Source organism: Aquimonas sp. (assembly GCF_044377145.1).
Classification (GTDB): Bacteria; Pseudomonadota; Gammaproteobacteria; order Xanthomonadales; family Xanthomonadaceae; genus Aquimonas.
On sequence record NZ_JBILJQ010000044.1, the window covers coordinates 1 to 26,947 of the forward strand.

At 67.4% G+C, this 26,947-nt stretch carries 23 protein-coding genes and 1 riboswitch; of the genes, 7 read left to right on the forward strand and 16 right to left on the reverse strand.

The genetic code is table 11. The features are described 5' to 3' along the window. The 9 genes from ACIQ7H_RS13615 to rsmD form a co-directional block, all read right to left on the reverse strand. A partial coding sequence (locus tag ACIQ7H_RS13615; RefSeq protein WP_395792361.1) for a HAMP domain-containing protein occupies nt 1-1,321 on the reverse strand: 1,321 nt, incomplete at its 3' end. A gap of 91 nt (nt 1,322-1,412) precedes the next feature. Beyond that, entirely contained in the window at nt 1,413-2,576 is a 1,164-nt protein-coding gene (locus ACIQ7H_RS13620) for a TMEM43 family protein (protein WP_395792363.1), read from the reverse strand. Nucleotides 2,577-2,578: 2 nt separating this feature from the next. After that, entirely contained in the window at nt 2,579-2,995 is a 417-nt protein-coding gene (locus ACIQ7H_RS13625; RefSeq protein WP_395792365.1) for a DUF4920 domain-containing protein, read from the reverse strand. A gap of 82 nt (nt 2,996-3,077) precedes the next feature. After that, nucleotides 3,078-3,953 (reverse strand): MBL fold metallo-hydrolase, encoded by an 876-nt coding sequence (locus ACIQ7H_RS13630; protein ID WP_395792423.1) that lies wholly within the window; start codon nt 3,951-3,953, stop codon nt 3,078-3,080. A 16-nt stretch (nt 3,954-3,969) separates the two neighbouring features. Further along, nucleotides 3,970-5,670, reverse strand: a complete 1,701-nt coding sequence (gene ggt / locus ACIQ7H_RS13635) for a gamma-glutamyltransferase (RefSeq protein ID WP_395792367.1) — start codon at nt 5,668-5,670, stop codon at nt 3,970-3,972. Continuing rightward, a complete protein-coding gene (locus tag ACIQ7H_RS13640; protein ID WP_395792369.1) occupies nt 5,661-5,921 on the reverse strand; it encodes a YfhL family 4Fe-4S dicluster ferredoxin in 261 nt (86 codons plus the stop codon). Before ACIQ7H_RS13640 ends, ggt begins: the two co-directional genes overlap by 10 nt. A gap of 46 nt (nt 5,922-5,967) precedes the next feature. Continuing rightward, nucleotides 5,968-6,480, reverse strand: a complete 513-nt coding sequence (locus ACIQ7H_RS13645) for a hypothetical protein (RefSeq protein WP_395792371.1) — start codon at nt 6,478-6,480, stop codon at nt 5,968-5,970. Nucleotides 6,481-6,554: 74 nt separating this feature from the next. Next, nucleotides 6,555-7,052 carry a pantetheine-phosphate adenylyltransferase gene (gene coaD / locus ACIQ7H_RS13650; protein WP_395792373.1) on the reverse strand — a complete coding sequence of 166 codons (498 nt, stop codon included), beginning with the start codon at nt 7,050-7,052 and terminating at the stop codon, nt 6,555-6,557. A 70-nt stretch (nt 7,053-7,122) separates the two neighbouring features. Beyond that, nucleotides 7,123-7,713 (reverse strand): 16S rRNA (guanine(966)-N(2))-methyltransferase RsmD, encoded by a 591-nt coding sequence (gene rsmD / locus ACIQ7H_RS13655; protein ID WP_395792375.1) that lies wholly within the window; start codon nt 7,711-7,713, stop codon nt 7,123-7,125. A 125-nt stretch (nt 7,714-7,838) separates the two neighbouring features. Between rsmD and ftsY the strand changes: the two genes are divergently transcribed. From ftsY to ACIQ7H_RS13675, 4 genes are read left to right on the forward strand one after another with little or no spacing between them, the layout of a single operon-like run. Next, nucleotides 7,839-9,158, forward strand: coding sequence for a signal recognition particle-docking protein FtsY (ftsY, locus tag ACIQ7H_RS13660; protein ID WP_395792377.1), 1,320 nt, complete (start codon nt 7,839-7,841; stop codon nt 9,156-9,158). Next, nucleotides 9,155-10,246, forward strand: coding sequence for an AsmA family protein (locus tag ACIQ7H_RS13665; protein ID WP_395792379.1), 1,092 nt, complete (start codon nt 9,155-9,157; stop codon nt 10,244-10,246). The genes ftsY and ACIQ7H_RS13665 overlap by 4 nt, the downstream gene beginning before the upstream one ends. Beyond that, on the forward strand, nt 10,236-11,285 hold the full coding sequence (gene mutY, locus ACIQ7H_RS13670; protein ID WP_395792381.1) for an A/G-specific adenine glycosylase: 1,050 nt from the start codon (nt 10,236-10,238) through the stop codon (nt 11,283-11,285). The genes ACIQ7H_RS13665 and mutY overlap by 11 nt, the downstream gene beginning before the upstream one ends. Nucleotides 11,286-11,308: 23 nt before the next feature. Next, nucleotides 11,309-11,584: an oxidative damage protection protein gene (locus tag ACIQ7H_RS13675; RefSeq protein WP_395792383.1), complete on the forward strand. Its 276-nt coding sequence runs from the start codon at nt 11,309-11,311 to the stop codon at nt 11,582-11,584. A 202-nt stretch (nt 11,585-11,786) separates the two neighbouring features. Here ACIQ7H_RS13675 and ACIQ7H_RS13680 read toward each other — a convergent pair whose 3' ends face one another. The 7 genes from ACIQ7H_RS13680 to nadA all read right to left on the reverse strand — a co-directional run bounded on the left by ACIQ7H_RS13680 (nt 11,787) and on the right by nadA (nt 20,989). Beyond that, nucleotides 11,787-12,815, reverse strand: a complete 1,029-nt coding sequence (locus ACIQ7H_RS13680) for a LysR substrate-binding domain-containing protein (protein WP_395792385.1) — start codon at nt 12,813-12,815, stop codon at nt 11,787-11,789. 318 nt (nt 12,816-13,133) lie between these two features. After that, nucleotides 13,134-14,054 (reverse strand): peptidylprolyl isomerase, encoded by a 921-nt coding sequence (locus ACIQ7H_RS13685; protein WP_395792387.1) that lies wholly within the window; start codon nt 14,052-14,054, stop codon nt 13,134-13,136. Nucleotides 14,055-14,231: 177 nt separating this feature from the next. Beyond that, on the reverse strand, nt 14,232-15,278 hold the full coding sequence (locus ACIQ7H_RS13690) for a serine/threonine protein kinase (protein ID WP_395792389.1): 1,047 nt from the start codon (nt 15,276-15,278) through the stop codon (nt 14,232-14,234). Further along, complete coding sequence (locus tag ACIQ7H_RS13695) at nt 15,265-16,674, reverse strand: sigma-54-dependent transcriptional regulator (protein WP_395792391.1); 1,410 nt, start codon at nt 16,672-16,674, stop codon at nt 15,265-15,267. Before ACIQ7H_RS13695 ends, ACIQ7H_RS13690 begins: the two co-directional genes overlap by 14 nt. 82 nt (nt 16,675-16,756) lie before the next feature. Beyond that, the gene (locus tag ACIQ7H_RS13700) at nt 16,757-18,394 is read right to left on the reverse strand and encodes an ATP-binding protein (RefSeq protein WP_395792393.1); all 1,638 of its coding nucleotides are present in this window, start codon (nt 18,392-18,394) and stop codon (nt 16,757-16,759) included. A 55-nt stretch (nt 18,395-18,449) separates the two neighbouring features. Further along, on the reverse strand, nt 18,450-19,955 hold the full coding sequence (locus ACIQ7H_RS13705; RefSeq protein ID WP_395792395.1) for an L-aspartate oxidase: 1,506 nt from the start codon (nt 19,953-19,955) through the stop codon (nt 18,450-18,452). A gap of 5 nt (nt 19,956-19,960) precedes the next feature. After that, nucleotides 19,961-20,989 (reverse strand): quinolinate synthase NadA, encoded by a 1,029-nt coding sequence (nadA, locus tag ACIQ7H_RS13710; RefSeq protein ID WP_395792397.1) that lies wholly within the window; start codon nt 20,987-20,989, stop codon nt 19,961-19,963. A 430-nt stretch (nt 20,990-21,419) separates the two neighbouring features. Here nadA and ACIQ7H_RS13715 point away from each other — a divergent pair, with 430 nt between their 5' ends. The 3 genes from ACIQ7H_RS13715 (at nt 21,420) to ACIQ7H_RS13725 (ending at nt 26,936) form a co-directional block, all read left to right on the forward strand. Further along, nucleotides 21,420-22,850, forward strand: coding sequence for a solute:sodium symporter family transporter (locus tag ACIQ7H_RS13715; RefSeq protein ID WP_395792399.1), 1,431 nt, complete (start codon nt 21,420-21,422; stop codon nt 22,848-22,850). A 128-nt stretch (nt 22,851-22,978) separates the two neighbouring features. Continuing rightward, a riboswitch (cobalamin riboswitch) is annotated at nt 22,979-23,200 on the forward strand. A 336-nt stretch (nt 23,201-23,536) separates the two neighbouring features. After that, nucleotides 23,537-25,837 (forward strand): ribonucleoside-diphosphate reductase subunit alpha, encoded by a 2,301-nt coding sequence (locus tag ACIQ7H_RS13720; protein WP_395792425.1) that lies wholly within the window; start codon nt 23,537-23,539, stop codon nt 25,835-25,837. An 85-nt stretch (nt 25,838-25,922) separates the two neighbouring features. Further along, the gene (locus ACIQ7H_RS13725; RefSeq protein WP_395792401.1) at nt 25,923-26,936 is read left to right on the forward strand and encodes a ribonucleotide-diphosphate reductase subunit beta; all 1,014 of its coding nucleotides are present in this window, start codon (nt 25,923-25,925) and stop codon (nt 26,934-26,936) included. Nucleotides 26,937-26,947 lie beyond the last annotated feature (11 nt).

Sequence of the window (26,947 nt, forward strand, 5' to 3'; positions counted from 1 at the left end):
GATCGACGATCTGCATGCTGGTGCCGATGTGCTGTTCCGCCAGCCGGTTGACGCCGCTGGCCATTTCGCCGAACGCGCCCGGATAGCGCTGCGCGTCGATGCGCAGGCTGAGCTCGCCGGCATCGTGGCGCGCAGTCATTTCGGTCTGTTCGGTCATGAAGTTTTGCAGCGCGCTACGCATGTCGAGCAAGGAAGCATTCAGCGTGCCGATCTCGTCGACTCGGCTGCTGTCGATGCGCGCGTCGAAGCGCCCGGCAGCGAGTTGACCCACGGTATGCACGGCTTCGGCCAGCGGCTGGCCGACCATCCGCCGCAGCAGCAGAACCGTAGCGATGACAACCAGCACCGATAGGAGCAAAGCGATCGTGAACACGGTCCAGCCGATCCGACGTGCACCCGCCAGAAGTTCATCCGCAGGCAGCTCGGCGCCAAGCGCGTAGCGGCCGGCGAACGCGCCGACCCGAATCGGGTAGTAGACCTGCACGGCTTCCGCGTCCCCGTCGCCGCCGATCTCGAACGGCCTGTCTTCGCGAATGCTCGCGAGCAGATCCTTGGCAAACTCGGCCGCGAAGGGTTTGCCCAGCAGCTCATCATTGCGGTCGGCCAGCAGATTGCCTTCGGGTGACACCAGGCGCAGACCGCCGCCCGCACCGACCCGGGCGCCGCCAAGCTGCGCCTGCAGCTCGCTCAAGCGGAAGTCGACCGAGACCTGGCCGACAAAGGCACCATCGCGCAGAACCGGAGTGACGAAGGTGGTCATCAGCACATCGACACCGTCGACCGGATACACGTAGGGCTCCAGCATCACCTCGGCGCGTGCGGCTCTTGGCACGACATAGTAGGCACCGTTGACCGGGTCTTCGTAGCCCTCGGAGCGGGCGCCCTCGATACCGCGCGGCGTGTGGTACCAGTACGGGATGTAACGCCCGCTGGCATCGTGCATGGCGTCGACGTCGGCGAACTCCGCATCGCGGCCGTCATAGGCATCGGGTTCCCACAGGGTGGCGATGCCGATGAACTGAGGGTGCGGGCTGAGCGCGGCTTTGAGGGTTTCGTTGGCGCGTGCGCGATCGGCGCGGCCGCCCCGTGATTCCGCATCGAGCACCGCCGCGACAGCTCGGGTCATCAGCGGCGCCTGGTTGAACTGGCCGGCGATGCGTTCGGCTTCGGCGCGGGCGGTCAGGTGCAGGTTCTCGAGCGCCGTGCGTCGCGCCACCTCGGCGGCCACCCGGTAGATCGCGATGCCGGTGACAGTGAAGCCTGCCACGGTCAAGAGGCCGATCAGAAGAGCCGCCTTGGCGCCGATACCGAGTGTGCGCATACGCATCTCCGTGGTCCCCACGAAGCCGCGTGCAATGCGTATACCGATGGATTCCCGGCGCGGGTGGCGGCGCGCCGGGTAGCGCAAGCCTTCAGGCAGGCGGTGGCGGTGGCGGCATCTGCGCGCGCAACCGATTTGCGGTTGCGCCAGCGCGGCGACGCGGCAGCAGGAACACCACCGCGCCGATCAGCAGCAACAAGCCCACAAGCCACAGCGGTCGATGCCACAGCCAACCGGTCGAGATCGCCAGCAGGCTGAATACGGCCGCCAGACAGAACGACACCACGGCCGCCAGGCCGCCGACCAGACGGCCGAGTAGAGGCACCCACTCGGCCAGCCGCACCAGCGGCCGCATGCACAGACCAAAGCCCAGCCAGAGCAGACCGAAACCACCGACCCGCAGTACCCAGGCCAGCGCGCTGTTGGCGCTGCGCGCGTCTTCGATCAGGGCCGGTGCGCCCTGCTCGCCGCGCGCGATCAGGAAGAAGGCCGAGTCCGATGCCACCGTTGCCGGGCGCAGCTGCTCGGATTCAAGCGCCGCGAGCAGGCTGACCGGGCCTTCGGGGATCTGCTCGAAGCGGACCCGCACATCACCCAGCGCCGGGCTCCGGATGGATTCGCCGCTGAACAACCAGCCGTCGGCCGCGCTGAAGCTCGCAGACAGATTCGGCGGCAGCTGGTCCGGCGTGACCGGCAGCGCATCCCAGCCGTCGATATCGGCGGCGATCAGCGGATCCAGAGGCCGCGCATCGACGCGCACCTCGGCGACCTTGAACTGTTCATTGCTGAACATCGGCGCCGGCGGATTGCGATGGCCGTCGGGCTGGTTGAAGTCGTTGCTGTTCTGGTAGTCGTCGCTCCAGGCCTGCTCGTAGCGGAACACCTCGTACTCGCGGGTGCTGCCGTCAGCGCGCTTTTCGCTGCGCTTCTCGCGCCGCTCGACCCACTGGTACATCTCGACCGTACGACGCAGGCCCAGCGCCTGCGCGCTGACTTCGAACACGGGGTCCTGTACCGGAGACGCGGCCGTCGCGCGGCCGCTGGCGTGGACCAAGGCCGCGCTGCCCTTCGCCTGAGCGACTGGCACCGACATCTGCGCGGCCGCCTCCAGCACGGTGGCGCGGCGCTGGGCGCGGCCTTCGTTCCAGAACTGCAGGCCGATCGCCACGGTGATGCAGGCGAGGCCAAACAGGGCGCCCGCGAACAGACCTTTCGGCGCGCCTTCGGCGGCGCGCTGCCGCAGCCCGGGGATCACCTTCAGTTCGCGATTTCGACGGCGAAGGCGTCGATCCGGTACTCGACTTCGGCAACCTCGCCCTTCGATTCATCGGCAAGGTGCTGGCGGTGCGATTCGCTGAGTTCCTTGCGCTCCAGCTGGCCCCACACCACGGCCTGGCCGGTGGCGTCCTTGGGCACATCGAACTTGTGATCGTGCATCATCACCCGCGCGCTGATGCCGCTGTCTTCCAGTACCATCCAGCAGCCCTTGTTCTGGCAGATCTCGACGATGCGGCCGCTGAACTTGTGGCGGCCGTCGGTGTGGGCATCGAAGCTGGCGATGGCCTGGGCGATCGGCGCGGCATCGCCCTCGGGCATCGGCTCAAGACCATAGCTGCCGGCGAAGGCAGCGAGCGGCAGCAGGCTGATGAGTGCGGCGAACAGAGTCTTGCGCATGATCGTCTCCTTGACGGTGCGGCCGGGCCGCGGATGAGGGTGAGCTGGGGTTGGCGCGAAGATAGCGCAGCCACGCGCGGCTTCAAGCAGCGAGGGCGAAGTTCGTCAGCGCGGCCTGCGGATCGGAAGCGCTGAAGCGTCCGGCCTCGTCCATCGCCACCGCCGCCATCGCGCAGCCGGTGTCATGGGTAAAGTACAGCCGCACGCCGCGCGCACGCATGTCGGTGAGGAAGGCGCGCTTCTCGTCGATCAGCATTTCCGGATAGCGGTCGTAGCCCATGGTCACCGGCAGGTGCACCCAAGGCGCGCCGGGAATGAGGTCGGCGCAGAACACCACGCCACCCTGCCCGTTCGGGCCAACGATCTCCGACAGCATCAGCCCCGGCGTATGGCCATCGCTGTAGTGGAAGCGCACCGCTTCACCCAGCGTGGCGCAGTAGTTGTCGTCGACCAGCTCCAGCCGCCCGCTGGCTTCGAGCAGGCCCGGCAGTTCGGCGATGAAGCTGGCGCGGTCGCGCGCGTGCGGGTGCTGGGCGCGCTCGAAACAGGCGTGGCTGACCACGAAGCGCGCATTCGGAAACAGCAGCCGCGGCGGCTGGCCGTCCGCCCACGGCGCAAGCAGGCCACCGGCGTGATCGAAGTGCAGATGGCTGAGCACGACCACGTCGACATCGGCATCGCTGAAGCCGGCTTCGGCCAGCGAATCGAGCAGCACGTGGCGATCTTCCACCACGCCGAACCGCGCCTTCAGTTTGGGCTCGAAAAACGCGCCGATGCCGGTTTCGAACAGCACCCGCTTGCCGTTGACGCCTTCGGCCAACAGCGCGCGGCAGGCCAGATCGATGCGGTTGTCGGCGTCCACCGCAACCCACTTCGACCACATCGCCCGCGGCACATTGCCGAACATGGCGCCGCCGTCGAGCTTCTGCGAATTGCCCAGCAGGGACCACAGTTTGATCGTCATGGCGCAGACCTCAACGGAAGATGGATTCGTCGCCGCCGCCGTCGGAGGCCTTGCCGACGCCTTCCCAGCGCGAGTCGGTGCCGGCTTCAACGGCGCCGGTGGCGCGGTTCCACACCACCACCTGCATATTGCCCCAGGGCCGTTCCGCCGCCGCGATGCTGTGCCCGCGCGCGGTCAGCGCTGCGGACTCGGCCGGCGACAGGGCTTCGGCTTCGACCGACAGCGTGTCCGGGAGGTACTGGTGATGGAAGCGCGGCAGATCGGCCGTGGCCTGGGCGCCGCCGCCATCGATCAGGTTCAGCAGGCCGAGGATGACCATGCTGATGATGCGGCTGCCGCCGGGCGTGCCAAGAATCGCAGTGCGCTCGGGGCTGACCAGGATGCTCGGGCTCATCGAAGACAGCGGACGCTTGCCCGGGGCGATGGCATTGGCGTCGTCACCGACCAGACCGAACGCATTCGGCGAGCCGGCCTTGACCGAGAAATCGTCCATCTCGTTGTTGAGCAGAAAGCCGGTGCCGGGCACCACCATCGCATTGCCGTAGGGCAGGTTGACGGTCTGCGTCACCGCGACCAGATTGCCCTCGGTGTCGAGCAGCGAGTAGTGGGTGGTATCGGGCCGCGCGCTCATGCCGACGCCGGGCAGCAGCGCGCTCGGGGTCGCCTGCTGCGGGTGGATGCCGGCGCGCAGGCCGGCCGCGTACTGCGGGCTCATCAGCAGCTCGACCGGCACTTCGACCTGATCGGGATCGCCCAGGTGCTGGGCACGATCACGGTAGGCGCGGCGCATGGCTTCGACCGTCAGATGGATGCGATCAACCCGCGACAGCGGCGCCAGATCGTAGCCACCGAGAACGTTCAACACCTGCGCAATCGCGATACCGCCCGAGGACGGCGGCGGCGCGGTAATGATGCTGTGCTCGCCGATCGACACCGTGAGCGGCGAGCGCTCGACCACCGCGTACTGCTGGAAATCCTCGATCGCCCAGATGCCGCCAGCCGCACGTACGCCGTCGACCAGACGCTGGCTGAGCGCGCTGCGGTAGAAACCGTCGTGACCCTCGGCGGCCAGTTGTTCCAGTACCGCGGCGTAGTCGGGGTTGGTCATGCGCGCGCCGGCGGCAGGCACCTGGCCATCGCGCAGAAACAGCGCGGCGGCGGCGGGGTCAGCCGCCAGCACATCCTTTCGGAAGCCGAGCATCAGCGCGTTCTTGCGACCGAAGGTCCAGCCCTCGCGGGCCAAGCGGATCGCCGGCGCCAGCGACTTCTGCAGCGGCAGGCGGCCGTACTTGGTCGCCAGATGCACCAAGCCCGCCGGCAGGCCGGGAATAGCCGCGGCCAAGGGGCCATCGATACTGCGGCGGCGCACCGGCGCACCGTTCTCATCCAGAAACATGTCCCGCGTCGCCGCCAGCGGCGCACGCTCGCGCGCATCGACGAACACGTAGCGGTCTTCGGCGGCGACATACAGCAGGAAAAAGCCACCGCCGCCGATGCCCGAGCTTTCGGGCTCGACCAGGCCCAGCGTAGCGCTGACTGCGACCGCGGCATCGAACGCATTGCCGCCGGCAGCCAGCACTTCCATGCCGGCATCGGTGGCCTGCGCGTTGGCACTGGCGATGGCCGGATGGCGCGGGTTGACCGCTGCCGCGCTGAAGGCGGCCAGCGACAGGCCGAGGCCCGCGACAAGGTGCAGGATTCTCAGGCGCATTGGGCCACTCCGGTCAACAAGGTGTATTTGATCAGGAGCTGCTCGCGCGACTCCGGATGGGCCGGATCGAGTTCGATGCACTCGACCGGACAGACTTCGATGCACTGCGGTTCGTCGAAATGGCCGACGCACTCGGTGCATTTCTGCGGGGCGATCTCATAGATCGTTTCGCCCTGGCTGATGGCGCCGTTCGGGCACGCCGGGGCGCACACGTCGCAGTTGACGCACAGCTCGTTGATGATCAGCGCCATGGGGGATTCAGGCCTCCGCGACAGCTGCCGCGGAGGCCTGCGTGCCTCACTTCATCTCGAAGAACACGAACTCGGCGCCGGAGGGCTGCAGCGCTGCCGCCACGCGCTCCTGGTCCTCGACCTTGCCGACGAACAGCACCCGCACCTGGTTGAACGAACCCGGCGAGGCTTCCTTGAAAGCTTCAATGATCAGGTCAGCCGTCTTGGCCGACTCCGGCGAACCGAAGGCCACCAGGTTGCCCGGCAGCACGCCGCGGCTGACCACGCCGGCGACGTTGTCGAGCTGGCTGTCGAATTTGGTCTGGAAGTCTTCAACGGTCGCCGCCGGGATGTAGTACATCAGCGGCTGCGAGTTCAGCTTCTCCGGCAGGTTGGCCTTGACCACTTCGGTCAGGTACAGCTTCCACGCGCGCTCATCGGTGGGATCGGCCGGAACGACCAGCTCGACCTTGGGCGCTTCAGCAGGCGCCGCGGCCTGCTCGCTCTTGCCGCAGGCGGCAAGGCCAAGCGCCAGCATCACGGACAGCGCCAGCGGGGCAATAGGGGTTGAGGTCTTCATGCAAGGGCTCCCAGTTAGGAATGGTTGTTGGGTTTCTGCATCGGTGCACGCCAAGGCGTGCGGACGCCGATTGTTCAGCCGCGTTTCCAGCGCCGTTTGAGCGCCGCATCCACCGCAGGGTGGACGAAACCTGAAACATCACCGCCCAGCCGCGCGATTTCGCGCACCAGCGATGAGGAGATGAAGCTGTATTGCTCGGCCGGAGTCAGAAACAGGGTTTCAACTTCCGGGATCAGATGCCGGTTCATGCTGGCCATCTGGAACTCGTACTCGAAGTCCGACACCGCGCGCAGACCGCGCAGCAGCACGCCGCCGCCGACACTGCGCACGAAATTCGCCAGCAGGCTGTCGAAGCCGGTGACCTCGACATTGGGGATATCGGCAAGCGTCAGCCGAGCCAGCTCGATGCGTTCCTCCAGCGGAAATCCGGGCCCTTTGTTGGGGCTCTCCGCCACGCCGACAACGATCCGTTCGAACAGCGGCGCGGCCCGCGCCACCAGATCGATGTGACCGTTGGTGATCGGGTCAAAGGTACCGGGATAGACCGCAGTGCGCTGCCGGCTGGAACTCATGGGTCGTCGGGGTCGCGAGGGAAGCCGGAGTGTAGCAGGGGCTGCCGGCGACACGGCCGGGGTGGCGAGCTCATGCGTCCGCGTCGGCATCGGCCCGGAACAGACGGCCGCAGGCATGCCGGGTGATCAACTCGCGATGCAGGCGCCAGCTAAGCGGTACGACGGGCGGCGGGCCGGGCGCGGCTTCCATGTACACCCAGGCGCGCGCGGCCAGATGCGCCGGCAGCAGTTCCAGCACGCGTTCGGTCAGGCCAGCGGCGAACGGCGGGTCGACAAAGGCGAGATCGAAGAGCTGAGCCGGCGCGCCTTGCAGCCAGCTCATTGCATCGCCGTTATGCACATCGACGGCGGCCTGCAGCCGCTGCGCGCTCTCGGCGAGGCTGCGCGCCACACGCGGTTCGCGCTCGACCAGCAACACCCGCTCCGCCCCGCGCGAGGCCGCCTCGAAGCCGAGCGCGCCGCTGCCGGCGAACAGATCCAGGCAGTGCCTGCCCGCGACCTCATGCATCAGCCAGTTGAACAGCGTCTCGCGCATCCGATCGCTGCTGGGCCGCAGGCCGGGCAGGTCGGGCACGGGCAGGCGGCTGCCACGCAAGCGGCCGCCAATGATGCGGATCTGGCCCTCAGCCGGGCGCGCCGCAGTGGATTTGGGCTTGGACATGGGGACAAAGGCTACCGCAGCTTTGAACCGTGGCTTGCGCCGCGGTTCGTTGCAGGCTCAAGCGCGGCGCAGGCTCCAGCAAGGCTGCTGATACCATTGCCGACCCTTCGGCTTCGCGCCCAACCATGTTCAGATTCTGGAAGAAAAAGCCTGCGGAACCCGCCAAGCAGGCGGCGGATGAGGCGCAGGTCGAGTCGGCTGCAGCTGAGCACGCAGTCGTCGCGCCGGACGCGGTCGCACCCGCCGTGGCCGAGTCGGTCGCCAAAGCGCCCGTCTCTGCACTTGACGCGCAGATCGCGGCCCATGCGGCGCCCGCACTCGACGAGCACACCCCTGTTGTCGCGGCTGAAAGAACTGCGGAAGCGCAGGCCGTGGCGCCGCTGGAGCACGCGCTATCCGTGATCGCTGCCCAGACCCGTCAGCCGCTGGCGGCCAACGCGGAACACACGCCAGCGGCATCGATGAGCGCGCAACCGCCCGCGCCTGCTGCCCATCTCGAACCTGCACCGCAGGCACCGGCGGCTACGCCCACCAAGCTGAGCTGGCGCGAGCGCCTTTCCGGCAGCGGCTTGGCGCGCAGCTTCGCCTCGCTGTTCGCGCGCAATCCCAAGCTCGATGAAAACCTGCTCGAAGAAATCGAAACCAGCCTGCTGACCGCCGATGTCGGCGTCAGCGCGACCGAGTCGCTGGTGTCGGGCCTGCGTCAGCGCATGCAGCGCCGCGAGTTCAGCGATGCGCGCGCCTTGATGGACGCGCTGCGCGGCGAGCTGCGCGCGCTGCTGCAGCCGGTCGCCAAGCCGCTGTTGATCGACGGCGCCAAACCCTTTGTGATCCTGACCGTCGGCATCAATGGCGTCGGCAAGACCACCAGCATCGGCAAGCTGGCCTACCGCTTCAAAGCGCAAGGCCGGCAGGTGTTGCTGGCCGCCGGCGATACGTTCCGCGCCGCCGCGGTCGAGCAGCTCAAGGCCTGGGGCGAACGCAACCAGGTCGGCGTGATCGCCCAGGGCAGCGGTGCGGATTCGGCTTCGGTCATTTACGACGCGCTAGCTGCCGCGCAGTCGCGTGGCGTCGACCTGCTGATCGCCGATACCGCCGGCCGCCTGCATACGCAAAGCGGGCTGATGGACGAACTGAGCAAGATCCGCCGCGTGCTTTCCAAACTCGACCCGAACGCCCCGCACGAGGTGCTGATGGTGATCGACGGCACCACCGGCCAGAACGCGGTCAACCAGGTGCGTCAGTTCCGCGCCAGCGCAGGTGTCACCGGCCTGGTGGTGACCAAACTCGACGGCTCGGCCAAGGGCGGCGTGGTGTTTGCGTTGGCGCGCGAGTTCGGCCTGCCGATCCGCTTCGTCGGCTTGGGCGAAAAGGCGGAAGACCTGCGCGAGTTCGAGCCGGCCGCCTTCGTCGATGCGCTGCTGCCGGAATCGCTCGGCGCGTGAAGGACAAGGCTCCGGCCCGACATCGGCGCTGGCCGATGGTCGCCGGCGCGATCATCGTCGGGCTGATTCTGGGACTGGCACTGTTGCGCCACTTCATGCAGCCGGAGCGGCTTTCGGCGAACCTGCTGGCGCAGGCCGAGGCCACCACCGGGCTGGATCTGGAGCTGGCCTCGGCGGCTGACATCTCGCTATGGCCAGATCTCAACATCGTGCTGCGCGGTTTGCAGGCGCGCACCGAGTCTGGCGCGCAACCGCTGCTCAGCACGGAGCGCGTTGAGCTGGCCCTGCCCTGGCGAACCCTGTGGGGCGGCGAGATCGAAATCACCGCGCTGCGCCTGTACAAACCGCGACTGGATCGCGATGCCTTGGCCAGTTGGCTAGGTGGCAGGCCGACGCCGGTCGGGCCGGCGGCACCTGCTCGGCTGCCACGGCTTGAGGCGGAATTGCTGATCAGCGAAGGCAGCATGGTCGGCCGCGAGCGCGATGCCTGGGCCCTGCGCGACATCGAACTGCGGCTGTCGCGACTGCTGCCGGATGAGGACTTCCAGCTCAGCCTGGCCCTGCAGGTGCATGGGGGTGAAACCCGAATCCCGCTGCAGCTCGAAGCCGGCGGCCGCCTGCATTCAACCGGCATGCCGCTGGAGCTGGCGCCGCTGGCACTGCGCTGGATCGACGCCAACGGTGACGATCTGCTGCGACTCAACGGCCAGCTCGAACTGGCCTGGCCACATCGTTTGACCCTGATGCTGAGTGGGCGCGGCCAGCACTGGCCGGAGTTCCTGCCGGCACTGCCTTCCACCGCCGGCGAGGCTCAGCTCGACTACGAGCTGGGCCTCGACTTCCGCGGCACCCCCGGTGGCATCGGGCCGTTGCAGCTGCGCTTCAGCCGCGGCAGCCTGCAGAGCAGCCTCGACGCCGATTTCGCCGAACTGCTGACCTGGTTCAGCCAGCCTGGCCAACGCCTGCTGCCACCGGCCCGTGGTAGCGCCAGCCTGCCCCTGCTGGAGCGCGACGGCCTGCGCGTCGAAGGTCTGCGTATCGAGCTCGGTGAGGACACCGGCGCCAACACTGCAACCGATGAAGGCTGAAGCAAGCTTCGCCCAGCGCCTGCTGCACTGGCATCGCCAGCACGGCCGGCATGATTTGCCCTGGCAGCACCCACGCACTCCGTATCGCGTCTGGCTGTCGGAAGTGATGCTGCAGCAGACCCAGGTCAGCACCGTGGTCGGCTATTTCCAGCGCTTTGTCGACGCCCTGCCCGACCTGCCGGCGCTGGCTGCCGCGCCACTCGATCAGGTGCTGGGGCTGTGGTCCGGGCTGGGCTATTACAGCCGAGCGCGCAATCTGCATCGGGCCGCGCAGCGCTGTGTTGAATGTCATGCCGGCGAACTTCCCGCCACGCTGGAGGGCCTGCTGGATCTGCCCGGGATCGGTCGCTCGACCGCCGGCGCGATCCTCGCCCAGGCCCATGGCCTGCGCTTTGCGATCCTCGACGGCAATGTCCGCCGGGTACTGGCGCGCTATCACGGCATCGCCGAATGGCCGGGCCTGCCGGCGGTCGAGAAGCAGCTCTGGCAACTGGCGGAATCGCATCTGCCGCACCACGATCTGGCCGATTACACCCAGGCCCAGATGGACTTGGGTGCCACGGTCTGCGCGCGAAGCAAGCCGCGCTGTCTGCTGTGCCCGCTGCAGTCCGGTTGCACTGCGTACGCGCAGGGGCTGACCGCCGTGATTCCCGTCGCGCGTCCGCGCACCGAAACACCGGTGCGCGCCACCCGCATGCTGGTACTGCAGGACGCCGCGGGCCGCGTGCTGCTGCAGCGCCGGCCACCGACGGGTGTCTGGGCCGAGCTGTGGAGCCTGCCGGAAGCGCCCGCCGAAACCTCGCTGGAGACAGCACTGGCGGGCTTGCCGGCCAAGCTCGACTGCCAGGCCGAAGCGCTCGCACCGTTCCGCCACACCTTCAGCCACTACCATCTGGACGTCCAGCCGCTGCGCTGGCGCAAGGCCGTCGCCGCAACCGCGGTGGGCGAAACCGGCCAAGCCTGGTTCAGCGCCAGCGAACTTGAACCGCTGGGCCTACCAGCGCCGGTGCGCCGGCTGCTTTCAAGCCTGCCCGACTGATCCGTCAACAATCGAGAAGACCCATGCCCCGTACCGTGTTCTGCAGCAAGCACCAGACCGAAACCGACGGCCTCGACTTCGCTCCGTGGCCGGGCGAACTCGGCAAGCGCGTGTTCAACGAGATCGGCAAGCCCGCCTGGGCCGAGTGGCTGGCCCACCAGACCCTGCTGATCAACGAAAACCGGCTGTCACCGATGGACCCGAAGCACCGCGCCTACCTGGCCGAACAGATGGAGAAGTTTCTGTTTGGCGGCGGGGCGGATGCGGTGGCGGGGTATGTGCCGCCGGCCGACGCCTGAGGATTCGGAACAGGAGAACTCTCGGCGAGCCCTCGCCCCCTCTCCCCAACCCCTCTCCCGCAAGGGGAGAGGGGCTTGAGAGCAGAGCCGCAAGAACGCTTTGGAAGTTCAGCGGGGACCGAGGTTCAGTCGAGAAACCGCAGGAGCGACGAGGCCGAACCCGCCGGCTGTTTGCTTCTAGCGAATCCCGAATCCCGGCGCTTCAGGCACAGACCGCCGCCAGCACCGGTCGCGATGTGCTGACCGGGGTGGGACGCTGGAGCTGCCAAACCGGCACGCTCTCGGGCTCGATCGGGCCCGGCCCGCTTCGGCGGTCGCCAGCCAGCCAGCGACGCACGGCCACGCGGTCACCGTGCGGTGCCAGCACAGCGAGCAGGCGCTCGACCGGCTGTGACAGCGCACGGTCGGTGCGCGGCATCGCCCAGGTGGTGCAGACCGGCAGCAGATGGCCAAGCGGCAACGCGATCAGGTCGGTGTCGTTCTCGTCGAGCGAGAGCTCGGCCAGGATTCCGACGCCCATGCCGCGGCGCACATAGCTTTTGATCAGCTCGCTGTCCTGCGCGGTGCAGCCAACGCGCAGGCTGAAGCCGGCGCTGGCAAAGGCACGGCGCAGGCTGGAACGCTCATCCAGGGTGCTGTCATAGCTGATCAGCGGATGGCGCGCGAGCTGCGAAAGACTGACCCGGCGCAGCTCGGCCAGCGGATGGTTGCGCGGCACCACCGCCACCCGCTGCCAGCGCAACACGGGCACCGCAAGCGGGCCGGGCGGGACATCGGTGGAGGTGCTGACCAGGGCGATATCGGTATCACCGGTGGACAGCTGGGCGAGCGCATCCTCGCGGCTGGCATGACGCATGCGAACCACCAGCTGCGGCTGCTCGTTCTGCAGAACGGCGAGCGCGGCGGGCAGGATGCTGCGGGCCAGGGTCGGGGAAGACGTGATGGAAAGGACACCGCCGTTGTCGCGCTTGAGCGACTGCGCGAGGGCACGGATCTGTTCGGCTTCGGCGATCATGCGGCGGGCGCGCTGCACGACTTCCTGACCTTCGGGTGTCAATGCTTCAAGGCTTTTGCCGCGGCGCTTGAAGAGTCTGAAGCCGAGCCCGGATTCGAGCTGGCGGAGCTGCTTGGACAAGCCGGACTGGGTGGCGTGGATGCGCTCGGCTGCGAGCGTCACGTTGAGGCCGGAGTCGACGATGGCAAGTACGGTGCGAAGTTGGGTCAGGGTCATGATGTCGTTCCGGGAGATCGCAAGGGACGCTGCTGGTTGCTGCTGTCGAGGGTGTACCAATTGGCGCTGGTAAAGCCGCAACCGCCTACGTAAGCCATGGCAATACAGAGCTTGCCGGTGTTAATCGATTTCATGGTCGTGATCTCTCGGTGTGAGCGCTGTGCGCTCGGGAAGGTGCGACATTGGTGTGCGGCTTGGTGCATCGCGTCATATGACGCGACAAATCGAACGTATAGGGTTTCTGTCAACTCTGCCAGCGATTTCACCTGGCATATGACCAAAGTGTTCTAAGGCCTGCGGCAGCTTGATTGTTGGGGCTCAATCGACGCGCCGGGTCGGCACACCGACATTGCAGACTTCGATGCGACCTGCGGGGTGGGCGAACCAGGCTTCACGGCGCGAGCGGCGGGATTCGATCCAGCGCTCGAAGCTGGCCGATTCGGTGTGCATCACCTCGTATTCGACCCGCTCCGCGGCCGGCAGCGCGCTGGCCTGCACCATCCGCCGGATCAGCGGCCGGGTCTGCTCGGGGGTGTAGAAACCGAGCGCGGCCTTGCCGCGCGGCAGACTGCTGAGCAGCTCGACGCCCTCCAGCACGCGGCCAAACAGGGTGACATTGCGATCGAGATGGCGCGGCGAGTGGCCGGTCACCACGTACAGCTGGGCCGCGCTGCCGCTGTCGGCTTCGTTGTCGCGGCCAGCGCCGAGCATGCCGTAGCAGTGCGCCAGCCAGACGCGGCCGCTGGCGGGATCGCGCGCCGCCGGAAAGCCGCGCACAAAGCCGGCCTCGGGCGCATAGACATCGCCATCCGGCACCGGCGTGAACCTGCCGACGGCATCCATCGCCTGATCGAACTCGGCCTTGAGTCGGCCCGCGGCCTCACCGCGCGGCTTGGCCTGTTCGGCGTCGTCGGCCAGTGGATCGCCCCACTGGGCGACGTAGTTGTCCTGCGAACGCAGCACGGCCAGGCCATCGAAATAGCCCTGCCCGACCAGGGACAGCAGCTGGGCGGCATGCGCCGGCGCGAACTCCGGCGCCAGCTCGATGACGATACGGCCGGAGTCGAGTTCAAGGTAGACGGTGCGCTCGGGGTCGACAGCGCGCCAGTGTTCGGGCGGGCTGTGAGCCAGCACTTCGGCGCTGGTCGGCGGCGCCGGCGGTGCTTCGTCCTCTGCCCGGACAGGCGACGCGAGAATCATCGCTGCGGCGAGCGCAACGAGGCGGAAGGCGGTCAACATCGGCGTGATTCCAGGAGCGGCGAAGACCCGCACTCTCGCCGATCGGAAGCCTCGGACTCAAGCGACGAAGATGCCCAGCGCCGCTGAATCCGCGGAAGCAGCAGCGGCGGACGCACCGTAGGCGGGTGCCGGTGATCCGCCGCGGCTCGGGCGCGCGGCGGCAGAGGTCATCGACCGCTACAGCCGCAGCGCCGGCCCTTCTAGCAGATCGAGCTGGTCACGCAGCTGGCCGAGCAGACGGTCGAAGTGCGAGCGCTCGCCGAACCAGGGAAACGCCGCCGGAAACGCCGGGTCGCGCCAGCGCCGCGCCAGCCAGGCGTTGTAGTGCAGCAGGCGCAGGCTGCGCAGCGCCTCGATCAGCACCAGCTCGCGCGGGTCAAGGGCGTAGAACTGCGAATAGCCCTCCAGCAGATGGCCGAGCTGGCGACGCATGTCCTCGCGACTGCCGGACAGCAGCATCCACAGATCCTGCATGGCCGGGCCGGTCAGACAGTCGTCGAAGTCGACGAACTGGATCTGCCCCTCGCGCCACAGCAGGTTGCCGGGGTGACAGTCGCCGTGCAGGCGCAGTTCGGCCAGCGGCGCGGACGCATCGAAGCAGTCCTCGATCGCATCCAGCAGCGCGTCGGCGGTCTGCTCGAACGACTCTTCCAGCTCGGGCGGCAGCCAGCCGCCGTCCATCAGCGTCGCCAGCGGCGCTTCGCCATGGCTGAGCAGATCAATCCGCCCGCGATGTTTGAAGGCGCGCTGGGCGCCGACCTGATGCAGGCGGCCGAGCGCCCGGCCCAGCTGCTCCAGCGTATCGGCTTGATCAAGTTCGGGCGCCAGCCCGCCGCGCAGTGGGAACAGGGCGAAGCGGAAACCGGCGTGGCGAAACAGGCACTCGCCGTCCACCACCAGCGGCGCCACCACCGGAATCTCGGCCTGCTCGAGCTCACGGGTGAACTCGAGCTCCTCGACAATCGCGGCATCGGCCCAACGGCCGGGCCGATAGAACTTGCCGACCACGGGCGGCGCGTCTTCCAGGCCGATCCGGAACACCCGGTTCTCGAAACTGTTCAGCGCGAACACATGGCCGCTGCAGGCAAAGCCGACCGACTCGACCGCGTCGAGCACCGCCGTGGGGTCCAGGTCGGCGTAAGGCAGCGTCGCATCGGCGGCGGATTCCCTGTCGGCGCGAGGCAGCGCCGGGTCGTCGGCGCCAGGGGGTTCAGTCGATCCCAAGCTTCTTCAGCTTGTAGCGCAGCGCTCGGAAGGTGATCCCAAGTTTGGCGGCAGCCTTGGTCTTGTTGTAGCGGCATTCTTCGAGCGCTTTCACAATCGCCTCGCGCTCGACCTGTTCGATGAAGTCAGTCAGCGGTTCAGTCGGTGAACGACCCGCCGGTGCCTCGGCGACAACCGGCGCGGCAGGCGCAGCGGCTGCCGCGGGTGCTGCTGGCGCTGAGCCCGGCTCGGGCGCGTACATCGCCAGCGCCCGCGGCAGGTGGAGATCGTCGGCGCCGATGCTGCCGCTGTCGCACAGGGCGACGGCGCGCTCAAGAATGTTCTCCAGCTCGCGCACGTTGCCCGGGAACGGATACGACTTCAACGCCAGCGAGGCATCTTCGCTCAGGCGATACGGCGGATCGCCGTTCTCCTGTGCCAGCCGCCGCAGGATGCTCTCCGACAGCGGCAGGATGTCACCACTGCGCTCGCGCAGCGGCGGCACCCGCAGCTCGATCACATTGATGCGGTAGTAAAGATCGTGGCGGAAGCGGCCTTCGGCAACCAGCTGGGCCAGGTTCTTGTGGGTGGCTGAAAGAATGCGCACGTCGACCAGTTGCTCGACATTGGCGCCGACCGGGCGCACCGACTTCTCCTGGATCACGCGCAGCAGCTTGACCTGCATATGGATCGGCAGCTCGGCGACTTCGTCCAGAAACAGGGTGCCGCCGTGAGCGGCCTGGAACAGGCCTTCCTTGTCGCCGTGGGCGCCGGTAAAGCTGCCCTTCTTGTGACCGAAGAACTCGCTTTCCATCAGCTCGGACGGAATCGCACCGCAGTTGACCGGCACGAAGGTGCCTTCGGCGCGCGGGCCCTGCTCGTGAATCAAACGGGCGACCAGCTCCTTGCCGACGCCGGACTCGCCGCTGATGTAGACCGGGGCCTGGCTGCGCGCGACCTTGCCGATGGTGCCGCGCAGCAGCTGCATCGCCGGCGATTCGCCCTGCAGCTTGTTGGCGGACAGCTGCAGCTGCGCACGGCGCTGCTCGCCGAGCTGCAGCGCGCTCTGCACCAGCCGCCGCAGCACATGCAGGTCGACCGGCTTGGAGACGAAATCGAAGGCGCCGGCCTTGAGCGCATTCACCGCGGCATCCACATTGCCGTAGGCAGTGATCATCGCCACCGGCGTTTCCGGGTACTTCTGCGCGATCAGCTCGATCAGGCTCTGGCCGCTGCCGTCGGGCAGACGCATGTCGGTGAAGCAGAGGTCGTAGCGCTGGCGGGTCAGCTGCTCACGGGCCGAGGCCAGGTCGGCTGCGGTCTCGACCCGCAGGCCCATGCGGCCAAGAGTAAGCACCAGCAGCTCGCGGATGTCGCGCTCGTCATCGACGATAAGGGCACAGCGCGTGGTCGACATAGGGCAGTCTGTAAATCCATGTGGCGCGCGAATACGCGGCCGGAAAACGTGAGGGTCGCCGCAGAATACGACACCGCTCGGCTCAAGTCTCCGTGCCGGGCGTGCCGAAACTGCGCGACTTCGCCAGGGTAATGCGGAAGCAGGCGCCGCCGGCCGGCACCGAAATGTACTCCAGCGCCGCCTGGTTGGCTTCGCACAGCTGGCGCGCGATGTACAGGCCGAGGCCTGTGCCGTGCTCGTGCGTGGTGAAGAACGGCTCGAAGATGTTGGCCGCCACCTTGGCCGGAATGCCCGGGCCGCGGTCCGTCACCTCGACCACCGGCGGGCCGTAGTCGAGCGGCTGGCGCGCGCTGACTGTCACGCGTGCCGGCTGGCCGGGCGTGCGGCCGTAGTTCAGGGCGTTGGTGACCAGCACGGTCACCGCCTGATGCAGTTGGGCGGGATCGACCACCGCGTACAGCCGGCGATTCGGCGGCGCCGCGATCAACTGATCCCTCTCCAGCACATGGCTGGCGAGATAGTCGTCGACGAAACCCTGCACCCACACCGAGAGATCGACCTGCTCGGGGCGCGAGCGTTCGCGTCGCGACAGGTTCAGCACGTTCTCGATGATCCCGTTCATGCGCTGGCAGTGCGACAGGATGATTTCAACCAGCCGTCGATCAGTGGCGGGAAGGTCGGGCGATTCCTCCAGCAGCTGCGCCGAATAGCTGATCGCCGCCAGCGGGTTGCGCACCTCGTGCGCGATGCTGGCCGACAGCCGGCCCAAGGTCGACAGGGTCAGCTCCTCGGCTCGCCGCGACACAAGGGTGGCGTCGTCGAGAAAGATCAGCACCAGACCATCGCTGGCGGAGAGCTTGGCGAAACGCGGAATCACTTCGATGCCCTCGACGCCGAGCTGCAGCGCCTCGCTGGCGCTGGGGCGGCCGCGCTGCCAGTCGGCCAGACGCCGCGACAAGGTCGGCGAAAGCGTGCCCAGATACTGCTCGGTCGGCGAAGGCTGGCCGAGCAGATTCCAAGCCGCTTCATTGCTCAGCTGCAGCTGGTTGGACGCATCCACCACCAGAACACCCGTACGCATGCGGCGGATGATCAGCTCGTTCAACTGGGCGAGATTGGCGAGATCCAACCCGCGCTGGGCCGCGAGCTGGCTGGTCTCGCGCATCTGCCGACCGAGCTGATGGCACAGCACTGCCACCGCCAGATAGCTGATGGCCAGCATCACCGCTTCGACCAGATCGCGCGAGGAATCCGGCTGGCCGAGCTGGGTGAGCAGGAACTCGCCCATGCCGCCCGCTGCCATCACCGCGGCCAGGGCGAGGCCGGAGCGCAGCGACAGCAGCAGAGCGCCGGCACCGATATTGACCAGCATCATCAGGCCGATGGCGGTGTCGATGCCGTCAGTGACATGGAAGAACAACAGAGCGATCGCGATATCGAGGCTCAGCCCCAGGGCAGCCTGGGTCGGCAGACGCAGGCGCAGCTGACCCGCCGCGACCACCAGCACCAGGCCCGCGACCAGATGACAGATCGCCGCAGCCTGGGCCAGCAGCGGGAACTCCAAGTGCACCATGTTGGCGGCGACCGGGCTGAACACCACGAACACCAGCAGCGCGCCCTCGAGCGCGCGGTACAGGGTGAAGAAATACAGCTCGCGCCGCAGGGCATGGTCACCGCTGTCTTCCTGCCCGGCCTGCGGCCCGTCCTCGCTCTCGCTCATCGACGCCCCTGCCTGCCCTGTGTTCGCCGGCAGTATAGGCGCCGGGCCGTCAGGCTCAGCCGCTGCAGCCGGCCCGCTGCAAGGCGTCGGCCGCGGCGGCTTCATCGGCATCGCTGCGGCAGTGCGCGCCCAAGCTGTTCGGACGCGCAAGGGCAGCGGCAAGAATCGCCATCGTCACGGCCGCTCGCGCGGCAAGCTGGGTACCTTGTGTGGCCTGCTCGGCGATTGTTTGCGCGCGCTGCATCCCGATCTGCAGGCCCGCAGCGGTGCGCTCGATGCCCGCGTGATCCCACAGCAAGTGGCGCAGGCGCAAGGCAGCCGCGGCATCCTGCGGCGCAGCGGCCTGGTGTACAGGCACGTGCAAGCGAGCCGGCATGATCGGGCGCGGAATCTGGGCCAGATAGCCTCCCACTGCACGCCCGTAGGCCATCCCCTCCAGCAGCGAGTTGCTGGCCAAGCGGTTGGCGCCGTGCACGCCGCTGCAGGCGACTTCGCCCACCGCGAACAATCCATCGACACTGCTGCGTCCGGCCGCATCCACAGCGATCCCACCCATGTGGTAGTGCACGGCCGGCGCCACCGGCAAGGGCTCGCTGCGCGGGTCGAGGCCATGCGCCTGCGCCAGCGCGAACACCGCCGGAAACCGCTGCGGGAAATCCGCACCCACCGCGGCGCGGCTGTCCAGATAGACCGGGCCCAAACGCAGCTGTCGATACACCGCGCGCGAGACCACATCGCGCGCTGCGAGCTCAGCACCCGCGGTCGATGCCATGAAGCGGCGCCCGTTGCTGTCGATCAGGATCGCGCCCACACCGCGCAGGGCTTCGGTCAACAGCGGCAGCGGCGCGGGATCAAGCCCGCGCACCGCGAGCGCGGTGGGATGGAACTGCACGAACTCGAGATCGCGCAGCACCGCGCCTACCGTGATCGCCATCGCCAGGCCGCTGCCGTCGGCGTGCAGCGGGTTGGTGGTGTAGCGGAACAATTGACCGATGCCGCCGGTGGCCAGGATCACTGCAGGTGCAGGCAACGCAAATCGACGCCCTTCGCGGTCCGCTGCAAGCACGCCGCGCACCGAGCTATCGGACTGCAGCAGACCACAGGCGCGCCAGCCTTCGCGCACTTCGATATGGGCTGCCGCCCGCACCGCCTGCGCCAGCGCGCGCATCACCTCGGCGCCGGTCGCATCGCCGCGCGCATGGACGATGCGGGCGCGGCCGTGTGCGGCCTCGCGGCCGAGGCTGATGCGGCCGTGCACGTCAAGATCGAAGCGCGCGCCGAGCTGCTGCAACCATCCGATCAGTTCAGGGCCGGCACGGGTCAATTCGGCCACGCGCGCGGGATCGCCATAGCCCGCGCCGGCGGCGAGGGTGTCCTCGGCGTGCTGGGCTGGCGAGTCGCCCTCGCCTATCGCCGCCGCGATGCCGCCCTGCGCCCAGTGGCTGGCACCATCCAGGCCCAGTCGCTCCGGCGTCAGCACCAGTACCCGCCGCGGCGCCGCGGCCAGTGCCGCGCTCAGCGCGGCGACTCCGGATCCAACGATGATGACCTCGGCGCGCATGCGGCTTACGCGGCCTCGCGCCGGCCGATATCGAGCATGCGCTGCACCGCCAGCCGTGCGCGACGCGCGACTTCAGCCTCGACCTGCACCTCGTGCTGGCCGGTCTGCAGGGCCTGCAGGATCTTCGGCAAGGTGATCCGCTTCATGTGCGGGCACAGGTTGCAGGGGCGGGTGAACTCGATGTCCGGGAAGTTCACCGCCACGTTGTCGCTCATCGAGCACTCGGTGACCATCACCACGCGCTTCGGCCGCTTGGCGTCGAGGTGGTGGATCATCGCGGCGGTCGAGCCGACGAAATCGGCCTCGGCCAGAACATCCTGCGGGCATTCCGGGTGGGCCAGGATGTGCACATCGCCCTGCGCCTTGCGGTAGTCGCGCAGCTCGGCGCCGGTGAAGCGCTCATGCACTTCGCAGCTGCCCTGCCACAGGATCACCTCGACCTGGGTCTTCGAGGCCACGTATTGGCCCAGGTACTGGTCCGGCAGAAACAGCACGCGATCGACACCCAGCGACTCGACCACATGCACGGCATTGGCCGAGGTGCAGCAGACATCGCTCTCGGCCTTCACCTCGGCCGTGGTGTTGACATAGGTCACCACCGGCACGCCCGGGTAGCGCTGGCGCAGCAGGCGGATATCGGCGGCGGTGATGCCTTCGGCGAGCGAGCAGCCGGCGGCAGTGTCGGGGATCAGCACCGTCTTGGACGGATTCATGATCTTGGCGGTCTCGGCCATAAAGTGCACGCCGGCCATCAGGATGATGTCGGCATCGACATTCAGCGCCTGCTGCGCAAGCGCCAGCGAGTCGCCGACGATATCGGCGACGCCGTGGAAAATCTCGGGAGTCTGGTAGTTGTGCGCCAGAATCACCGCGCGCTTCTCTTTCTTCAGGCGGTTGATGGCGTCTATATAGGGCAGGTGCAGCGCCCATTCGGTCTCGCTGATGACGGCGCGAGTGCGCTCGCGCAGCGCCGCATGGCGGGCAACCAGCGCGGCATCCGCGGCCGGCAGGGCGACAAGGTTGGACAGGCTCATGAGCACTCCGGGTTTGGCATCGTCGGGTTCGGCGCCTGATCGACGCCGCATGCACTTATGCTCGGCCTGAGCATAAGGAGGGTAATGCTAGGTTTGAGCATAAGTGGCGTCAAGCGCCACGAACGCGGGCGTTCATCCTCGCCAACGGGAACAGCACGGACAGACGGGCTCTCATGCGCTGAGCCAAGGCGCGCACGCGTGCACCTCAAATGCACCATAGCCCGATGCCACTGACGCTGTCGGCGAAGTGCGCCAAACAAGCTGCGCTTCGGGCACGTTCGATCCTGTCGCGCAGTGGCTCATCACAGCGCACCGGCTCGCCCTTGCCGGACGAGACTGAATACGTATTCAACGCAGGTGTATGAGGGCTGCAACGGAGCGAACGGTTAGCGTACGCCCGCAGGCCGCGGCGGTGGCCATGGAGATCGGCATGAGCGGCAGCACACTGCAGTGGGGTGTATTCATCGGGCTGACCGTCCTGGTCGCGGTATTGACCTGGTGGCGCTGCCGCAAGGCCACCCACGTGGGGGATGCCTCGCGCGAGTACTTTCTGGCCGGCGGCGGCCTGACTTGGCCGGTCGTCACCGGTTCGCTGCTGCTGACCAATCTGTCGGCGGAGCAGATCGTCGGCATGAATGGCGCGCAGATGGCCCTGGTCGCCTGGTGGGAGTTCGGCGCCGCCGCCGGCCTGATCGTGCTCGCCCGGCTGCTGATACCGCTGTACTACAAGTACAACTGCACCACCACCACCGAGCTGCTGCAGCACCGCTTCAACGATTCCGGCATCCGCGCAGGTGTTGGCGTGCTGTTCCTGTTCGGCTATCAGTTCATCCTGCTGCCGGTGGTGCTCTACACCGGCTCGGTGTTCATGAAGTCGATGTTCGATCTCGACTTTTCGGTGCTCGCGATCGCTGCCGCGTTCGCTGCAGCCGGGCTCGCCTACGCTGCTTTTGGCGGCCTGCGCGCGATCGCCATCTCCGACACGTTCAACGGCATCGGCCTGCTGGTGATGGGCTTGACGGTCACCGCGTTCGCGATGGCGGCGATCAACTGGGACTTGTCCGGCCTGCCGGCCGAGCGCCTGACCCTGATCGGCAGCAGCGATTCCGACATTCCCTGGACCACCCTGCTGACCGGCATGTTCTTCGCCCATTTGTTCTACTGGGGCACCAATATGGTGATCGTGCAGCGGGCGATGGCGGCGAAGTCGGTGCGCGAGGCGCAGAAGGGCATCTACGCGGCCGCGGCGTTCAAGATGATCATTCCCTTGATCGTGGTCTTGCCGGGCCTGATCGCGTTCAAGCTGTATGGCGATGTCGATGATGTCGCCTACGGAAGACTGGTCGGCGACGTGCTTCCGCCGTGGCTGTCGGGTGCGTTCGCAGCAGTCATCGCCGGCGCGGTATTGTCCAGCTTCAACTCCTGCCTGAACTCGGCGGCGGCCTTGTACACCCTGGACGTGCACGTGCGCTACATCAATCCGCAGGCCAATGTCCGGCGCGTGGGTCAGAGCGTGGCGGTGATCGCGACCGTGGTGTCGGTCGCCCTGGTGCCGCTGTACCAGAACTCGAAGAGCATCATCGCCACCCTGCAGCAGTTGAACGGGCTGTACTCGATGCCGGTGCTGGCAGTTTTCCTGGCCGCGGTGTTCTTCCGTCGGCCCGATGCCCGCGCGGCCAAGATCGGCCTCGTGTTCGGCGCTGCCCTGTATGCCTGCTTCACCTTCCTGTGGTCGCCGCTGCACTACCTGCATCTGATGTTCATCACCCTGTTCGCCTCGCTGGGGCTGATGCTGTTGATCGGCCGTCTGGCTCCGCAATCGACGCCACCCGCGGTCACGGCAACGGCGCTGGCGAGCTGATCAGCGAGCTCGCAAGCCGGCGGAGAGCTCGCCCTGCGGTTACCGAACGGTGGCGCTGATGCGCGCGTCGCACTCCGCTGCGGCCGCGACTGGACGCTACATCTTGTGTTGACCTGAGCCACCGACCCCCATATCTTGTGGCGGTCGGTGCCGCACCCCGGAAACACGGGTCGGCTTAATAGGGAAGCCGGTGTGATTCCGGCGCTGCCCCGCAGCGGTAAATGGAAACGACCGCCGTCACATGCACTGGAGCAGCAGCTCCGGGAAGCGACGGCCAGTAGGCGGTTCGGATCCACGCATCCGCGCCCTGTCCATAAGCCCGAAGACCTGCCGACAGCCGTGCGCAGCACACCCGCACGGTACCGGCATCAGGGCTTCCGCGGGGAAGCAGCCGGACGTCGCCGCGGGCTTGCGCCTGCGCCGCGCGTTCTGCCGTTCCTCCCGCTCAGTCCGTCGCCCGAGGGGGCGTCGCCGCAGCTGATTCCGTCCGCTTGCTCGCGGCCGCATGAGGCTGTGTCGGCGCGCTTTCGCTGCGCGGTCCTGCGAGGGACGGACCGCGACCCGTGCTTTCCACGGAGCGACTCATGAACGCGATTGTTTCCCCCGGCCGCAGCGTCGGCACCAGCGCTGCAGCCCACGCCGCGCCACCCGACCTGCAGCTCACGTCACCGCACTCGCCTGCTGGCATGCAGGTCACCAAGCGCAACGGCCACCGCGAGCCGGTCGACCTCAACAAGATCGTGCGCGCGGTCGGCCGCTGCGCCAAAGGCCTGCACTCGGTCGACCCGATGCGGGTCGCCACCCGCACCATCTCAGGCCTGTTCGACGGCGCCAGCACACGCGAACTCGACGAGCTGTCGATTCGCACCGCCGCCCTACTGACCGGCGAGGAGCCCGAGTACGGCCGCCTGGCCGCGCGACTGCTGTCGGCGGTGATCGAGAAAGAGGTCGGTGGCCACGAGATCCATGCGTTCTCGCAGTCGGTAGCGCAGGGCCACGCACTCGGCCTGATCAATCCGCGTCTGCTCAGCTTTGTGCAGGCGCATGCGCGCAAATTGAACGACAGCATCGAGCGCAGCCTCGATCGCGAGTTCGACTACTTCGGCCTGCGCACCCTGTACGACCGCTACCTGCTCCGTCATCCGCAGCAGCGCACCGTGATCGAAACTCCGCAGCAGTTCTTCATGCGCATCGCCTGCGCGCTGAGCGGCGGTGAGATCGGCGAGGCGCTGGCGCTGTACCAACGGCTGGCGCGGCTGGAATACCTGCCGAGTTCGCCGACCCTGTTCAACGCCGGCACCTGCCACGAGCAGCTGTCCAGCTGCTTTCTGCTCGATTCGCCGCAGGACTCGCTGGAGTCGATCTACCAGCGCTATGCCGATGTCGCCCAACTGTCCAAGTTCTCCGGCGGGATCGGCCTGTCGTACACGCGGGTGCGCTCGCGCGGCTCGCTGATCCGCAGCACCAACGGGCTGTCGAACGGCATCGTGCCCTGGCTGAAAACGCTGGATGCCTCGGTCGCCGCAGTCAACCAGGGCGGCAAGCGCAAGGGCGCGGCCTGCGTGTACCTGGAGCCCTGGCATGCCGATGTCGAGGAGTTTCTGGAGCTGCGCGACAACACAGGTGACGAGGCCCGCCGCACCCACAATCTGAACCTCGCCAACTGGATCCCCGACCTGTTCATGCGCCGCGTCGATGCTGACGCCGAGTGGTCGCTATTCGATCCCAAGGATGTTCCGCAGCTGACCGACCTGTGGGGGCCGGAGTTCGAGCGCGCCTACGCGGCCGCCGAAGCCGCGGGCCTGGCCAAGCGCCGGCTGGGTGCGCGGGAGCTGTACGCGCGGATGATGCGCACCCTCGCCCAGACCGGCAACGGCTGGATGACCTTCAAGGACGCCAGCAACCGCGCCTGCAACCAGACCGCGCTGGCCGGCCGCACCGTGCATCTGTCCAACCTGTGCACCGAAATCATCGAGGTCAGCTCGACCGACGAAACGGCGGTCTGCAATCTCGGCTCGATCAATCTGGCGCGGCATGTAGGCGCCGACGGTTTCGACTTCGACAAGCTTGCCGACAGCGTGCAGCTGGCGGTGCGCCAACTCGATCGGGTGATCGACCTGAACTTCTACCCGATCGATTCGGCACGCCGCGGCAACCTGCGCTGGCGACCAGTAGGGCTGGGCGTGATGGGCCTGCAGGACGTGTTCTTCCAGCTGCGCCTGCCATTCGATTCCGAGCCGGCGAAGGCGCTGTCGACCCGCATCGCCGAGGAGATCTACTACCAGGCGCTGTGTGCCTCGGTCGAGCTCGCGATCAGCCAGGGCGCGCATCCGAGTTTCGCCGAAACCCGCGCCGCTGCTGGCGAACTGCAGTTCGAGGCCTGGGGCATCACGCCCAGCGACCCGGCGCGCTGGCAGGCGCTGCGCGAGCGCATCCGCGAACACGGCCTGCGCAACTCGCTGCTGATCGCGATCGCGCCCACGGCGACCATCGCCTCGATCGCCGGCTGCTGCGAGTGCATCGAGCCGCAGATCAGCAATCTGTTCAAGCGCGAAACATTGTCCGGCGATTTCCTGGTGGTGAACCGGCACCTCGCCGAGGAGCTCAAGCGGCTGGGCCTGTGGACGCCCGAGATGCGCGACCACATCAAGCGCGCGGAAGGCTCGATCCAGGCGATCGCCGAGATTCCCGAAGCGCTGCGACAGATCTACCGCACCGCCTGGGAACTGCCGCAGAAAGCGCTGATCGATCTCGCGGCTGCGCGCGGCGCGTTCATCGACCAGAGCCAGTCGCTGAACCTGTTCATCGAGAACCCGAACATCGGCCAGCTGTCGTCGATGTACATGTACGCATGGAAGGCCGGGCTGAAGACGACCTACTACCTGCGCTCGAGGCCGGCGACGCGGATCGCCCAGACCACGGTGGCAGCCACCGCAGCGGTGGTGTGCTCACTGGAGAACCCCGAGAGCTGCGAGGCCTGTCAGTAGTTGTCGCTTTGATTCATTGGCTCCACGCCGGCAGCGCTGGCGTGGAGCCCTCGCCCGCCCCGCTCAAGCCCTATCGGACACCCCCATGACCACCCCATCACGACTGCTCGACCCGGGCTTCGACCTGACCCTGCGGCCGATGCGCTACCCGCAGTTCTACGACATGTACCGCGATGCCATCCGCAACACCTGGACGGTGGAAGAAGTCGATTTCGCGCTGGACGTGAACGATCTCAAGCACAAGCTCAGCCTGGCTGAACGCCATCTGGTCGAACGCCTGGTGGCCTTCTTCGCCACCGGCGATTCGATCGTCGCCAACAACCTGGTGCTGAACCTCTACCAGCACATCAACGCGCCGGAAGCGCGCATGTATCTGTCGCGTCAGCTCTACGAGGAAGCGCTGCACGTGCAGTTCTACCTGACTCTGCTCGACACCTACCTGCCCGATCCAGCCGCGCGCGCGATGGCGTTCGCGGCGGTCGAGAACATCCCATCGATCCGCCACAAGGCCGAGTTCTGCTTCAAGTGGATGGACTCGATCCAACAGCTGCAGCAGGTGAACTCGACCACGCAGCGGCGACAGTTCCTGCTCAACCTGATCTGCTTCGCCAGCTGCATCGAGGGCCTGTTCTTTTTCGCCGCGTTTGCCTACGTCTACTACCTGCGCTCACGCGGCCTGCTGCCCGGGCTGGCCGCCGGCACCAACTGGGTGTTCCGCGACGAATCCGGCCATATGGCCTTTGCGTTCGAAGTGATCCGGGTCGCGCGCGAAGAGGAGCCGCAGCTGTTCGATGCCGAACTCAACGCGCAGATCAGCGAAATGCTCGACGAGGCCATCGGCTGCGAGCTCGCCTTCGCCGAGGACGTCCTGGCCGGCGGCGTGGCCGGGCTGTCGATCCGCGACATGCGCGAGTACCTGCAGTACGTGGCCGACCAGCGCCTGACCAGACTGGGCCTGCCGCCACGCTACGTCAGCCGGAATCCGTTTCCATTCATGGATCTGCAGGATGTGCAGGAACTGACCAATTTCTTCGAGCGCCGCGTGTCCGCCTACCAGGTCGCCGTGGAGGGCAGCGTGGCGTTTGATCACGCGTTCTGATCACCTGCCTG

Bases quoted from the DNA above. Each gene is read 5' to 3' on its own strand.
- ACIQ7H_RS13725 (WP_395792401.1), top strand. From the start codon at position 25,923: ATGACCACCCCATCACGACTGCTCGACCCGGGCTTCGACCTGACCCTG.
- ACIQ7H_RS13705 (WP_395792395.1), bottom strand. From the start codon at position 19,955: ATGCGCGCCGAGGTCATCATCGTTGGATCCGGAGTCGCCGCGCTGAGC.
- coaD (WP_395792373.1), bottom strand. From the start codon at position 7,052: ATGAGTTCCAGCCGGCAGCGCACTGCGGTCTATCCCGGTACCTTTGAC.
- ACIQ7H_RS13640 (WP_395792369.1), bottom strand. From the start codon at position 5,921: ATGGCGCTGATCATCAACGAGCTGTGCGTCAACTGCGACGTGTGCGCC.
- ACIQ7H_RS13720 (WP_395792425.1), top strand. From the start codon at position 23,537: ATGCAGGTCACCAAGCGCAACGGCCACCGCGAGCCGGTCGACCTCAAC.
- ACIQ7H_RS13645 (WP_395792371.1), bottom strand. From the start codon at position 6,480: ATGAAGACCTCAACCCCTATTGCCCCGCTGGCGCTGTCCGTGATGCTG.
- ACIQ7H_RS13695 (WP_395792391.1), bottom strand. From the start codon at position 16,674: ATGTCGACCACGCGCTGTGCCCTTATCGTCGATGACGAGCGCGACATC.
- nadA (WP_395792397.1), bottom strand. From the start codon at position 20,989: ATGAGCCTGTCCAACCTTGTCGCCCTGCCGGCCGCGGATGCCGCGCTG.
- mutY (WP_395792381.1), top strand. From the start codon at position 10,236: ATGAAGGCTGAAGCAAGCTTCGCCCAGCGCCTGCTGCACTGGCATCGC.
- ACIQ7H_RS13715 (WP_395792399.1), top strand. From the start codon at position 21,420: ATGAGCGGCAGCACACTGCAGTGGGGTGTATTCATCGGGCTGACCGTC.
- rsmD (WP_395792375.1), bottom strand. From the start codon at position 7,713: ATGTCCAAGCCCAAATCCACTGCGGCGCGCCCGGCTGAGGGCCAGATC.
- ACIQ7H_RS13675 (WP_395792383.1), top strand. From the start codon at position 11,309: ATGCCCCGTACCGTGTTCTGCAGCAAGCACCAGACCGAAACCGACGGC.
- ACIQ7H_RS13625 (WP_395792365.1), bottom strand. From the start codon at position 2,995: ATGCGCAAGACTCTGTTCGCCGCACTCATCAGCCTGCTGCCGCTCGCT.
- ACIQ7H_RS13680 (WP_395792385.1), bottom strand. From the start codon at position 12,815: ATGACCCTGACCCAACTTCGCACCGTACTTGCCATCGTCGACTCCGGC.
- ACIQ7H_RS13700 (WP_395792393.1), bottom strand. From the start codon at position 18,394: ATGAGCGAGAGCGAGGACGGGCCGCAGGCCGGGCAGGAAGACAGCGGT.
- ftsY (WP_395792377.1), top strand. From the start codon at position 7,839: ATGTTCAGATTCTGGAAGAAAAAGCCTGCGGAACCCGCCAAGCAGGCG.
- ggt (WP_395792367.1), bottom strand. From the start codon at position 5,670: ATGCGCCTGAGAATCCTGCACCTTGTCGCGGGCCTCGGCCTGTCGCTG.
- ACIQ7H_RS13685 (WP_395792387.1), bottom strand. From the start codon at position 14,054: ATGTTGACCGCCTTCCGCCTCGTTGCGCTCGCCGCAGCGATGATTCTC.